At 69.3% G+C, this 12,919-nt stretch carries 10 protein-coding genes; 8 read left to right on the plus strand and 2 right to left on the minus strand.

Annotation, left to right across the window (positions count from 1 at the left end; genetic code table 11):
- The first annotated feature begins 99 nt into the window (after positions 1-99).
- The 3 genes from QN350_RS11395 to QN350_RS11405 all read left to right on the plus strand — a co-directional run bounded on the left by QN350_RS11395 (position 100) and on the right by QN350_RS11405 (position 3,500).
- Positions 100-1,404: a CoA transferase gene (locus QN350_RS11395; protein ID WP_322138123.1), complete on the plus strand. Its 1,305-nt coding sequence runs from the start codon at positions 100-102 to the stop codon at positions 1,402-1,404.
- Positions 1,401-2,594: an acyl-CoA dehydrogenase family protein gene (locus tag QN350_RS11400; RefSeq protein ID WP_322138122.1), complete on the plus strand. Its 1,194-nt coding sequence runs from the start codon at positions 1,401-1,403 to the stop codon at positions 2,592-2,594. The genes QN350_RS11395 and QN350_RS11400 overlap by 4 nt, the downstream gene beginning before the upstream one ends.
- 150 nt (positions 2,595-2,744) lie before the next feature.
- Positions 2,745-3,500 carry a GntR family transcriptional regulator gene (locus QN350_RS11405; RefSeq protein ID WP_322138121.1) on the plus strand — a complete coding sequence of 252 codons (756 nt, stop codon included), beginning with the start codon at positions 2,745-2,747 and terminating at the stop codon, positions 3,498-3,500.
- Here the strand turns inward: QN350_RS11405 and QN350_RS11410 are convergent.
- On the minus strand, positions 3,419-4,357 hold the full coding sequence (locus QN350_RS11410) for an ATP-binding cassette domain-containing protein (protein WP_322138120.1): 939 nt from the start codon (positions 4,355-4,357) through the stop codon (positions 3,419-3,421). The two genes, QN350_RS11405 and QN350_RS11410, sit on opposite strands and share 82 nt — an antisense overlap.
- 155 nt (positions 4,358-4,512) lie before the next feature.
- Between QN350_RS11410 and QN350_RS11415 the strand changes: the two genes are divergently transcribed.
- The 3 genes from QN350_RS11415 to QN350_RS11425 are packed head-to-tail and all read left to right on the plus strand — an operon-like array spanning position 4,513 to position 7,987.
- Positions 4,513-6,219, plus strand: coding sequence for a circularly permuted type 2 ATP-grasp protein (locus QN350_RS11415; protein ID WP_322138119.1), 1,707 nt, complete (start codon positions 4,513-4,515; stop codon positions 6,217-6,219).
- Positions 6,213-7,142 carry an alpha-E domain-containing protein gene (locus QN350_RS11420; protein ID WP_281536003.1) on the plus strand — a complete coding sequence of 310 codons (930 nt, stop codon included), beginning with the start codon at positions 6,213-6,215 and terminating at the stop codon, positions 7,140-7,142. The genes QN350_RS11415 and QN350_RS11420 overlap by 7 nt, the downstream gene beginning before the upstream one ends.
- On the plus strand, positions 7,139-7,987 hold the full coding sequence (locus tag QN350_RS11425) for a transglutaminase family protein (protein WP_281536002.1): 849 nt from the start codon (positions 7,139-7,141) through the stop codon (positions 7,985-7,987). Before QN350_RS11420 ends, QN350_RS11425 begins: the two co-directional genes overlap by 4 nt.
- A gap of 82 nt (positions 7,988-8,069) precedes the next feature.
- On the opposite strand, the gene QN350_RS11430 is transcribed toward QN350_RS11425, so the two are convergent.
- The gene (locus QN350_RS11430) at positions 8,070-9,560 is read right to left on the minus strand and encodes a helix-turn-helix domain-containing protein (protein ID WP_322138118.1); all 1,491 of its coding nucleotides are present in this window, start codon (positions 9,558-9,560) and stop codon (positions 8,070-8,072) included.
- 141 nt (positions 9,561-9,701) lie between these two features.
- Here QN350_RS11430 and aceA point away from each other — a divergent pair, with 141 nt between their 5' ends.
- Entirely contained in the window at positions 9,702-11,033 is a 1,332-nt protein-coding gene (gene aceA, locus QN350_RS11435) for an isocitrate lyase (RefSeq protein WP_281536001.1), read from the plus strand.
- Positions 11,034-11,226: 193 nt separating this feature from the next.
- Positions 11,227-12,834, plus strand: coding sequence for a malate synthase A (gene aceB / locus QN350_RS11440; protein ID WP_322140347.1), 1,608 nt, complete (start codon positions 11,227-11,229; stop codon positions 12,832-12,834).
- Positions 12,835-12,919: the final 85 nt, after the last annotated feature.

Consider the following 12,919-nt stretch of genomic DNA (forward strand, 5'->3'; position numbering starts at 1 on the left):
TCGGACGGGTGCCGGAACCGAAAACATTCGGTATAGGATCACAGCAGAGTCCCGTCGGTGTGGCCGGCCGGACTCGTCGATGGGGACCGAGGTGAGTTGATGCCGCACGAACCGTCCGCCCGTGCACCCCGGCTGAGGGTCGCCGACTTCTCGCGGGTGCTCGCCGGGCCGTATGCAACGATGATGCTCGCCGACTTCGGCGCCGACGTGATCAAGATCGAGAGTCCGGCAGGGGACGACACCCGGCAGTGGCTGCCGCCCACGGATGCCCAGGGCTCGTCCACCTACTTCGGTGCGGTCAACCGCAACAAGCGCTCGGTCGTCTGCGACCTCGGCACCGACGAGGGATGCGCGGCAGCCTGGCGCCTCGCGACCACGGCGGATGTCGTGGTGGAGAATTTCCGGCCCGGCGTGATGGAACGGTTCGGACTCGGCTACGAGGCCGTGCGCGCCGCGAACCCCGGCGTCGTCTACTGCTCGATCACGGGTTTCGGCGCGGGAGCCGGCGCGCGGCTGCCCGGATACGACCTCCTCGTGCAGGCCGTCGGCGGCCTGATGAGCGTGACCGGTCCGGCGGAGGGGGAGCCGAGCAAGGTCGGCGTCGCCCTCGTGGACGTGCTCGCCGGCCTCAACGCGCTCAGCGGCATCCTGCTCGCTCTCCGCGAACGCGACTCCCGCGGCGCCGCCACCGAGGACCGGGACGAATCAACCGGAGGGCGCGTCGAGGTCGACCTCCTGTCGACCCTGCTCTCGGCACTCACGAACCAGGCCGCCGGTACCCTCGCCACCGGGCACTCTCCGGCCCGCCTCGGCAACGCCCACCCGAGCATCGCCCCGTACGAGCTCTTCGCGGCGTCCGACCGCGACCTTGTCATCGCCGTCGGCACAGACTCCCAGTTCCGCACCCTCGTGCGCCTCCTCGGCGCGCCCGGCCTCGCGACCGACCCGCGCTATCTGGGCAACGCCGACCGGGTGCGCCACCGCTCCGAGCTCCGGCCCGCGCTTGAGGCACTGCTCGGCGGCCATCCGGCGGCGCACTGGGTCGACACGCTCACGGACGCCGGGGTGCCCGCCGGACTCGTCAACTCGATCAGCGAGGCCTTCGCCTTCGCAGAGGGGCTCGGAGGCGCGCCCGTCGTCGAGCTCGTCTCCGGCGAGGACCCCCGGCGCATCAGTCGCCAGGTCGCCAATCCGATCCACCTCGGCACGCGTCCGGCCGACTATCGGCTGCCCCCGCCCCGGCTCGGCGAACATGCCGGGGCCGACTGGCTCGAGCCGGACGGTCGCAGCGGCCCCGGCGCGGCCGCTGCGGCTCCCGCACCGGCATCCGCCCTCGCACCCGCATTCAGGCCCACTCCCACACCCCCCACCGCGCTCCGCCGAACCGAACAGGACCTCTCGTGACCGCATCAGGCCGTCCCACCCCGCTCGTCGCCAGTCCTCTCGTCGACTCGGTCTTCGATCTCGACGAGCTCCTCGCCGCAGAGGAGGTCGTCTGGTCGCGCAAGGCCCGCGCGTTCGCGACCAACCGCATCCTGCCCACGATCGAGCAGGACTTCGAGGACCGGTTCTTCCGCGCCGAACTCGTCGCCGAGCTCGGCGCGGCCGGTTTCCTCGGCATGCACCTCGAGGGCTACGGCTGCGCAGGCGCGAATGCAGTGAGCTACGGCCTCGTCTGCCTCGAACTCGAGGCCGCCGACAGCGGCTGGCGCACCCTCGTCTCGGTGCAGGGCTCGCTCGCCATGTCGGCGATCCACACCTACGGGTCGGAAGACCAGAAGCAGCGCTGGCTGCCCGGCATGGCCGCGGGCGCGCTCATCGGCTGCTTCGCCCTCACCGAACCGACCGGCGGCAGCGACCCCGCCGCGATGCGCACGTTCGCCCGCCGCGACGGCGACGACTGGGTGCTCACGGGCACCAAACGCTGGATCGGCCTCGCGAGCGTCGCTGACGTGGCGGTGGTGTGGGCGCAGACGGATGCCGGGGTGCGCGGATTCCTCGTTCCCACCGAGACCGCCGGGTTCACGGCCACACCGATCGCCGGCAAACTCTCGATGCGCGCGTCCATCCAGTGCGACGTCACACTCGACGGGGTGCGCCTGCCCGCCGACGCCGTGCTGCCCGGCGCCACGGGGCTCTCCGGCCCGTTCGGCTGCCTCAACGAGGCCAGATTCGGCATCGTCTGGGGCGCCATGGGCGCCGCCAGGAGCTGCCTCGACGCTGCGATCGCCCGGTCACGCAGTCGCGAGGTGTTCGGCCGCCCGATCGGGGCGATGCAGCTCACCCAGGCCAAACTCGCCGACATGCTCGTCGAGTACGAAAAGGGTGTCCTCCTCGCCCTGCACCTCGGGCGGCTGAAGGAACGCGGCACCCTCACGCCGGCGCAGATCAGCGTCGGCAAGCTCAACAGCGTGCGCGAGGCCATCCGGATCGCCGGCCTCGCCCGGTCGGTCCTCGGTGGCGACGGCGTGACGAACGAGTTTCCGGTCATGCGGCACCTCGCCAACCTCGAGTCCGTCCGCACCTACGAGGGCACGGACGAGATCCACCAGCTCGTGATCGGTCGCGCCCTCACCGGGCTGTCGGCGTTCTGACACCGCCAGGGCAACCGCAGGTCGGGTCCGGCCGTACCCCCACTTCGCGGCAGGCGCGCCCACCCGAGCCTTCCGTGCCGTCTTCGCCGGAACGCCGTGTGTCATAGTTGAAAGACGCGCACGTGGCGACGAGGACATCGGGTGGAAATAGTGTCGGTAACAGGCGGACAGGCCGCATTCGCATACCTGCGCGGCCGTATCCTCTCCGGTGAGATCCCGGGCAATGCCACCCTGCGGGAGCAAGCGCTTGCCGAGGAACTCGGCGTCAGCCGCACCCCGATCCGCGAAGCGTTGCGGAGACTCGACGAGACCGGCCTCGTCGAATTCGTGCCGAACAAGGGCGCGACGGTCATCGCCTGGACAACCGAGCAGATGCGCGAGACCTACTACTTGCGGGCCATGCTCGAGAGCCGCGCGGCGGGCCTCGCCGCTGTTCGGATCTCCGATGGCGACCTCGACCGTCTCGCCGAACTGATCGCCCTGATGGACGACGTCGTGCTCGCGAAGGACGATGCCGGGATCTCCCGTCTCGGCGAACTCAACGCCGAGTTCCACCGCATCATCGTGACCGCCGCCGCGAACGCCCAGCTCACCCGCCTGACCGTGTCCGTCGGCCGGGTGCCGCTGATGGCGAAGGCCTTCCGGCGCGACAGCGGATCGTTCCGCGCGGTGAGCAATCACCATCACCGCGACATCCTGGCCGCCCTCCGCTCGCACGACGCGCTCTGGGCCTCGACGTCCATGCGTTCGCACATCCTGGCCGCACGCAATTCGGTGCAGAGCTGGGACCAGGGTGACGAGTCCGTCGTCAGGCCGGGAGCCGATCAGCCCGCTGACGCCAATCCGCTCGACGCGGAGGCGATCGACGCGGCCGACCTGGCCGACCTGGCCGACTTCACGCCGTAACGCGCGTCCCGGATCTCGGTCACGGACCCCTGCAGGGCGATCCGGCCGGCCTCGAGCACCGCGACCCGGTCACAGGTCTCGGCGACGATCTCGAAATCGGTCGACGCGACGAGGAGTGCGAACTCCTTCGCGTGCCAGACATCACGCAGCAAGGTGGCGTGCGCCGCCCGGGCATCCTCCTCGAGTCCCGCACCGGGGGAGACGGCGATGACGAGGGCGGGGTCGCCGGAGAGGACGGCGGCCAGGACCACCCGGTGGAGCACGATGGGGTCGAGGTCCTGCGGGTATTGCCGGGCCCGGGCGGCCGGATCGACGACACCGACCAGGTCGAGCAGGTCGACGATGTGCCGCCTCGCGACGTCCGGGGTGACGCCGATGCGTTTCCGGAGTGCGCCGGCGAGCTGGTTCCTGACCGAGCGGGTGAGGTCGAAGCTGTTGAGCGGGTTGGCGGGAAGGTAGCCGATCGCTGTACTGAGCAGGCGTGCCGCCGGACGGCGCCCGAGGCCGACCAGCTCGACGCCCTCAACGAGGATCGAACCCGCCGCGATCCTGGCGCCCTCCGGGAGCTGCCCCGCGATAGCGAGCGCCACCGAGATCGCGCCGGCCGCCACGGTCCCGACGAGGCCGAGCGACTCGCCATGGGAGACCGACAGGGTGATCGCATCCACCGGGCTCAGGGTCGTGATGGTCGACGAGACGCCGAGGCCGCGCACGTCGAGCACGGAGCTCGCCCGGAAGGCGTGGGAAGGCACGGGGTCCTCGTCGGGATGATCTGCGACGGTGGCCTGTTTCGCAGTTCCCGGTGCCGTGACGGCCAGGTCGGGATCGGGGAAGGGGGTCACGGCCGGGCTGATCATTGCGTCTCCAAGTGCTGTATGCAATCTTGACCACATCCTCCGCCAAATCGCCAGGAATGTCGAATTCTCAGCCCACAATTTTGTCACTTTGCATACATGTCGCGCGGACGGTGTGGCGAAACAATCCCGCAACATGAGGCGACTACGCTCCGACCATGGTTGACCTGTTCACCGGCTACGGTGCCACTACGAAGAGTCGGAAACGGACGGGGTCAGGGAGCGCCTGGGACGAGATGTTCCCGGATCCGTCCTCGCTCACTCCGACGGAAACGCGCGCGGCGTACAAGGACGTTTACGGCGCCCTGGCCAAAATGACCCAGGAGGAGTTGCGCGGCCGCACCGCGGCGCTCGCGAGCTCCTACCTCGCCCAGGGAGTCACCTTCGACTTCGCCGGGGAAGAGCGGCCGTTCCCGCTCGACGCCGTGCCGCGGGTGATCGAGCAGCCGGAATGGGTCACCGTCGAGGCCGGGATCAAGCAGCGCGTTCTCGCTCTCGAGGCGTTCCTCGCCGATATCTATGGCCCCCAGGCCGCCGTGCACGACGGCGTCATCCCGGCGAGCCTGATCAGTTCGTCGAACCACTTCCACCGGCAGGCCGCCGGCATCGTCTCGGCCAACAACGTGCGCATCCAGGTTTCCGGCATCGACCTGATCCGCGACGAAAAGGGTGCCTGGCGGGTGCTCGAGGACAATGTCCGGGTGCCGAGCGGCGTGAGCTATGTCATCTCCAACCGGCGCGTGATGGCGCAGACCCTCCCGGAACTCTTCGTCTCGATGCGGGTGCGCCCCGTCGGCGATTACCCGAACAAGCTTCTCCAGGCGCTGCGGGCATCCGCCCCCGCCGGGGTCGACGACCCCAACGTCGTCGTGCTCACCCCGGGCGTCTTCAACTCCGCCTACTTCGAACACACCCTGCTCGCCCGGCTGATGGGCGTCGAGCTCGTCGAGGGCCGCGACCTGTTCTGCTCGGGCGGGCGCGTCTGGATGCGTACGACCGCGGGCCCCACCCGGGTCGACGTGATCTATCGCCGGGTCGACGACGAGTTCCTCGACCCGCTCCAGTTCCGTGCGGACTCCCAGCTCGGGTCGCCCGGCATGCTGATGGCGGCCCGGCTCGGGAACGTCACGATCGCGAACGCGGTCGGGAACGGGGTCGCGGACGACAAGCTCGTCTACACCTACCTGCCCGATCTCATCCGCTACTACCTCGGCGAAGACGCGATCATCCCGAACGTCGACACCTGGCGGCTCGAGGATCCCCTCGCGCTCGAAGAGGTGCTCGACCGGCTCGACGAGCTCGTGGTCAAGCCCGTCGACGGTTCAGGGGGCAAGGGCCTCGTCGTGGGGCCCGCTGCGTCGAAGGCGGAGCTCGCGACGCTGCGGAAGCAGCTGCTGCGTGACCCGCGCGGCTGGATCGCGCAGCCCGTCGTGCAGCTCTCGACCATCCCGACCCTGGTCGAGGACGGAATGAGGCCGCGCCACGCCGACCTGCGCCCCTTCGCCGTGAACGACGGCACGGATGTCTGGGTGCTGCCGGGCGGCCTGACCCGCGTCGCCCTGCCCGAGGGCGAGCTCGTCGTCAACTCGAGCCAGGGCGGCGGGTCCAAGGACACCTGGGTGATCGGGCTCGAACCCGACTTCTACCACGAGTCCTCCGCCCGCAACATCCAGGGTCTTGTGGCCGACCAGGCTGCGAACACCCAGGCGACGGCCGCGGGCACGCACCCCGTCGACCACTCGCCCCAGGACAAACCGCTGGGCAACAGCGACCAGCAGGAGCAACAACAGCAGGGGAAGCAACCGGTGTCCGCAGCGGCGCCGGCGGCATCGAAGTCATCGGCGCAGGAGGACCGGGAATGTTGAGTCGCATTGCAGAAAGCCTGTTCTGGATCGGACGGTACATCGAGCGCAGCGACGGCACCGCCCGCATCCTCGACGTGCACCTCCAGCTTCTGCTCGAGGACCCGTGGATCGAGGAGAACCTCGCTTGCCGGTCGCTCCTGCAGCTGATGGGCAGCCCCGTGCCTGCCGAGGGCGAGCTCACCCGCAAGGACGTGCTCGCGACCCTCGCCATGGACCGCACGCACCCGGCTTCGATCGCGTACTCGATCACCTCGGCACGCGAGAACGCCCGTCGTGCGCGGGAGATCGTGCCGACCGAGCTCTGGGAGTGCCTCAACACGACGAGCGCGCGGATGCCGCGCAAGGTCGCGAGCGAGAAGACCCACGACTACTTCGCGTGGGTGCGGGAACGTGCCGCCCTCGCCGTCGGGATCGTCGAGGCCGGCGCGAGCAGGGACGACGCCTGGCATTTCTTCACTCTCGGGCGCAGCCTCGAGCAGGCCGATATGACGGCACGCCTCCTCGCCACCCGGTCGCTGACCGAGGCGAGCGGGCCGTCGTGGACGACGATCCTGCGTTCGTGCGGCGCGTACGAGTCCTACCTGCGCACCTACCGCGGGGTGCCGTCCGCCCGGAACGCCGCCGAATACCTGCTGATGGACCGGTTGTTCCCCCGGTCGATCGTGTTCTCGGTTTCGCGCGCCGAACAGTGCCTGCGCGACCTCGAGCCGCGCACGGACCGGGCCGGTGTCACCGGCCAGGCCCAGAGGGTGCTCGGCCAAATCCGCAGCCAACTGGAGTACCGACCGATCATGGACATCCTGAATGACCTGCCGCTGCAGATGATGCGCGTCCAGGACGCGACGAGCACCGCCTCCGAAGCCATCGGAAACCGGTACTTCCCGAAGGGGAACGTTCCGACCTGGACAGGGGAAGCCTCGTGAACCGCCTCCGGATCCGGCACACGACCGGGTACCGCTACAAGGGCGAGGTCGCCGCCTCCTACAACGAAGCGCGGATGCTGCCGGTCAGTTCCGTTGACCAGTTCGTGCTGTTCTCGAACCTCGAGATCAGCCCGGCGGCGGGCAACCACTACTACGCCGACTACTGGGGTACCCGGGTCTCCTCGTTCGAAGTGCTCACCCCGCACTCCGAACTGATGCTCACCGCCAACAGCCTCGTCGAGGTGCGACCGCGTGAGCACGAGACCCACGAACACACCTGGGTCGACCTCGCCGCGGATGCCCTGCGCACCTCCACGCTCTTCGAGCACTCCCGGCAGACCCGCCTGACGAAACCGCCGATGGATGTCGAGGCGCTCGCCGCCGAAATCGCCGCGCGCCACACGAGCTCCTGCTCGGCCGCCTACGAGATCTGTGCCGCGATCGGCGACCAGATGCAGTACGTCCAGGGTGTCACCGGAGTGCACTCGACGGCGGAGGAGGCCTGGAACGACCGGCGCGGTGTCTGCCAGGACATCACGCACATCGCCCTCGGCGCCCTGCGCTCGGTCGGGATCCCGGCCCGGTACGTCTCCGGCTACCTGCACCCGAGGCCGAACGCCGAGGTCGGCGAGACGGTGACCGGTGAATCCCACGCCTGGGTCGAATGGTTCTGCGGAGAGTGGCGCGGATTCGACCCGACGAACCTGATCGAGATCGGTGACCGGCACGTTTCCGTCGGCCGTGGCCGCGATTACAACGACGTGCCGCCGCTCCGCGGCGTCTACGCCGGTTCCGCGGGCTCCCAGCTCTTCGTCAAGGTCGAGATCACCCGCGAGGCCCTCTGACATAGCTCCTGCACATTCCGGGCCGAGCCGGAAGTGTGCAGGAGTTATGACGATGGGCATCCGCTGGAAGGACGGCAGCCGCTCAGGCGGTGGGGGAGTGGGATTCCAGGAACTGGTAGACCTCGGTCTGGTCGACGCCGGGGAACGTGCCGGTCGGCAGCGCGGCGAGCAGGCTCGTCGGGGTGCGCGCGGCCGGCCAGGCCTGGCCCGCCCAGCGCTCGGCGAGCTCGCCGGGGGCGCTGCGACAGCAGCTCTCGTCCGGGCACCGTGAGACGGCCCGGTTGTTCGTTTCGCGGCCGAGGAACCACTTCGTCTCCGAGAACGGCACGCCCACGCTCACCGAGTACTCGCCCTCCTTCGCCTTCGCGATGCGGGAGGTGCACCAGAAGGTGCCGGACGGGGTGTCGGTGTACTGGTACCAGGGGCTGAACCGGTCGGCGACGTCGAAGACCGTCCGGGCCGTCCAGCTGCGGCAGACCGTCGTACCCTCGACGGCGCCGAGGGCGTCGCTCGGGAACCGGACAGAGTCGTTCTCGTAGGCCTTGATGATCGTGCCGGACTCGTGCACCTTCATGAAGTGCACCGGGATGCCGAGCCGGGCCGTTGCGAGGTTCGTGAACCGGTGCGCGGCCGTCTCGTAGGAGACCGCGAAGGCGTCCCGCAGGTCCTCCATCGAGATGCTGCGCTGCGCCTTCGCCTCGGCCAGAAGCTTCACGGTATCGTCCTCCGGCAGCAGGATCGCCGCCGTCAGGTAGTTGGTCTCGACCCGCTGCCGCAGAAATTCCGCATAACTTGTCGGCTCCTCGTGCCCGCAGAGCGCGCTCGCGAAGGCCTGCAGGATCGGCGAGCGGGTGTCCCGGGAGGCCGTCTGCTCGATCGGGAGGTAGATCCGGCCGTTGCGCTTGTCGGTGACCGAGCGCGTCGAGTGCGGCAGGTCCGCGACGTAATGCAGCGAATAGCCGAGGTGCGCGGCCATGTCGGCGACGACCCGCTGCGGCACCGGTCCGCCGGTATGGCCGACCGCGCGCAGCAGCCCGAGCGCCTGGGCCTCGAGCTCGGGGAAGTAGTTGTCCCGCGCGCGCATGATGCCGCGCAGCTCGGCATTCGCCCGCCGTGCCTCCTCGGGTGTCGCCGCCCGTTCCCGGTGCAGGCGCTCGATCTCGTGGTGCAGGGTGAGGATCGTCTGCAGCGCCTCATCGCTCGTTGACCGGCCGATTCGGATGTGCGGCAGCCCGAGGGCCGTGAATACCGGCCCCCGCTGGGCGCGTTCCACGGCGATCTCGAGGGCGGCCCGCTCCGACGGTGCCTCGGTCTTGAGCAGCTCGTCGACGGTCGTGCCGAGCGCGGTCGCGATCGAGCGCAGCATCGACAGGCGCGGCTCCCGTTTGCCGTTCTCGATCATCGACACCTGCGACGGCGCCCGCCCGACCGCGGCGGCGAGGGTGTCGAGGGTCATCCGGCGGGAGCCGCGCAGTTCACGGATACGCCGGCCGAGAGTCAGGGCGTCGATCCCGTGCTCGTCGGGTTCCGGCTGGGACAGGGCGGTGCGCAGGGAGGGATCGGCGGTGATCATCGCACCATGCTCACACGGTGCAGAACTTCACGCAAGCAGAAGAACTTCATTTCTTCTGTGATCTCGGCAGGGGTTCGGGCCGCCCAACCACCGCAGAGTAGGTGTCACAGGCAAGCAATGACGCAAACCCAAGGAGACAGCATGACCGAGAACGCAGCCCGCCCCGGCGACCAGACCCAGACCGCCGCCGAACTCGCCCTCGAGTGGGCGGCCGACGCACGCTGGAACGGTATCCGCCGCGACTACACCGCCGAGGACGTCATCAGCCTCCGCGGCTCGGTCCGCGAGGACCGCACCCTCGCCCGCCGCGGCGCCGAGAACCTCTGGAACCTCATTCACCAGAACGGCACGGCGGAGAACCCCGAGTGGGTGCGCGCCCTCGGCGCCCTCACCGGCAACCAGGCCGTGCAGCAGGTGCGCGCCGGCCTCAAGGCGATCTACCTCTCCGGCTGGCAGGTCGCGGCCGACGCCAACCTCTCCGGCCAGACCTACCCCGACCAGTCGCTCTACCCCGCGAACTCCGTCCCCTCGGTCGTGCGCCGCATCAACAACGCGCTGCTCCGCGCCGACCAGATCGAGTCGAGCGAGGCAGCCGCAAACGGCGGAGCCGGCACCGGCATCGACTGGCTCGCACCGATCGTCGCCGACGCCGAGGCCGGTTTCGGCGGCCCGCTCAACGCCTACGAGCTCATGCAGTCGATGATCGAGGCCGGAGCGGCCGGCGTGCACTGGGAAGACCAGCTCGCGAGCGAGAAGAAGTGCGGCCACATGGGCGGAAAGGTCCTCGTCCCCACCGGCCAGCACATCCGCACCCTGAACGCCGCCCGTCTCGCGGCGGATGTCGCGGGCGTGCCCACGATCATCATCGCGCGCACCGACTCCCTCGCCGCGACCCTCATCACGAGCGACATCGACGAGCGCGACCAGGAGTTCCTCACCGGCGGGCGCACCGCAGAGGGCTTCTACGACACCCAGAACGGCATCGACGTCGTCATCGCCCGTGGCCTCGCGTACGCACCGTACGCCGACCTGCTCTGGGTGGAAAGCTCCGAACCCGACCTCGAGCTCGCGCAGCGCTTCGCCGCCGAAATCCACGCGCAGTTCCCGGGCAAGAAGCTCGCCTACAACTGCTCGCCGTCGTTCAACTGGAAGTCGCACCTCAACGACGCCCAGATCGAGGCGTTCCAGCGTGAGCTCGCGAAGGCCGGGTACGCCTTCCAGTTCATCACCCTCGCAGGCTTCCACGCCCTCAACCACTCGATGTTCACCCTCGCCAAGGACTACTCCGAACGCCAGATGAGCGCATACGTCGAACTCCAGGAGGCCGAATTCGCCTCAGAGGCCGACGGCTACACCGCGACCCGCCACCAGCGGGAGGTCGGCACCGGCTACTTCGACAAGATCGCTACCGCGCTCAACCCGAACAGCGCCACCCTCGCCCTCGTCGGCTCCACCGAGGCCGAGCAGTTCTAACCCGCTCAGCGTTTCTCAACCGCTCAGTGTTCTGACCCGTCTCACCCCCGAGCGGATGCGGCCACCCGGCGGCCGCATCCGCTCACCACCCAGACCCACCGCGACCTCACCCTCCAGAAGGAGACACACCATGAATTCCCCCCTGGCGACGACCGACACGGTCGCCCCGACCACGAACACCGGCAGCTTCGCCATGACGCAGCCGCACCTCGAGGTCACCGGCGACCTCGGCGCCCGCTACGACGAGATCCTCACCCCCGTAGCGCTCGACTTCGTCTCCGAGCTGCACGACCGGTTCGCGGGCACCCGGCACGATCTGCTCGCGACCCGGCTGCGGAAGCGCGTGGACGCCGCCAACGGGCGCGACCCCGGCTTCCTCACCGAGACGGCGCACATCCGCCGCGACCCGAGCTGGCGCGTCGCCGGCGCCGGCCCCGGCCTCGAGGACCGCCGCGTGGAGATCACCGGCCCGACCGACCGCAAGATGGCCATCAACGCGCTCAACTCGGGTGCCAGGGTCTGGCTCGCCGACCAGGAAGACGCCACGAGCCCGACCTGGGCCAACGTCATCGAAGGCCAGATCACCCTGTTCGACACCGTCCGCGGGCAGCTCGACTTCACGAGCCCGGAGGGCAAGGAGTACACCGTCACGGGCGACGCGACGGGTGCGACCCCGACGATCGTGATGCGCCCACGCGGCTGGCACCTCGTCGAGAAGAACATCAGCTTCGTCGACCGCGCGAACCGCACGATGAGCGCCTCAGGCAGTCTCGTCGACTTCGGCCTCTACTTCTTCCACAACGCCCAGCGCCTCATCGAGGGCGGCAGCGGACCGTACTTCTACCTGCCGAAGCTCGAGAGCCACCTCGAGGCCCGGCTCTGGGACGACATCTTCAGCCACTCCGAAGACGCCCTCGGCATCCCGTACGGCACGATCCGCGCGACCGTGCTGATCGAGACGATCCAGGCCGCCTTCGAGATGGAGGAGATCCTCTACGAGCTCCGCGACCACTGCGCGGGCCTCAACGCCGGCCGCTGGGACTACATCTTCAGCATCATCAAGACCTTCCGTGCCCGCGGGCGCCGGTTCGTCTTCCCCGACCGCAAGCAGATCACCATGACCGTGCCGTTCATGCGGGCGTACACCGAGCTGCTCGTCTCGACCTGCCACGGCCGCGGCGCGTATGCCATCGGCGGCATGAGCGCGTTCATCCCGAACCGGCGCGACCCCGAGGTCACCGCGCGGGCCCTCGAACAGGTAGCGGCGGACAAGAAGCGCGAGGCCGGCGACGGTTTCGACGGCACCTGGGTCGCCCACCCCGACCTGATCCCGACCGCCCAGGCCGAGTTCGACGCCGTGCTCGGTGCGCGGCCGAACCAGCTCGAACGCACCCGCGACGAGGTCAGCGTGACGGCAGCGGAGCTGCTCGACGTCGCATCCGTCGGCGGGCAGATCACCACGGCCGGCGTGCGCGACAACATCACGATCGGGCTGCGCTACATCGAGTCCTGGCTGCGCGGCGTGGGGGCCGCGGCGATCGACAACCTGATGGAGGACGCCGCGACAGCGGAGATCTCCCGCTCGCAGGTGTGGCAGTGGATCCACGACAACTCGGTCACCGCTGAGGGGGTGCGCATCGACGGACCGTGGGTGGACGGCCTGGTCGCCGAGGTGTTCGCGGGCTTGCCTCGCACGCCAGGCGACCGCTTCGACGACGCCCTGTCGGTGTTCCGTACCTCGGCGCTCGAGCCCGAGTTCCCGACCTTCCTCACCGTCGGCGCCTACGCCCGCTACCTCTGACGTCCCCGTCTCGGTTCCGGGAGCCGTGGTCCGCGAGAGTACACTTTTGGCCCTTAACCCTCGGGTTTAAGGGCCAAAAGTGTAC

The organism is Cryobacterium sp. 10I5 (genome assembly GCF_035019865.1).
In the GTDB taxonomy this organism is placed as follows: Bacteria; Actinomycetota; Actinomycetes; order Actinomycetales; family Microbacteriaceae; genus Cryobacterium; species Cryobacterium breve_A.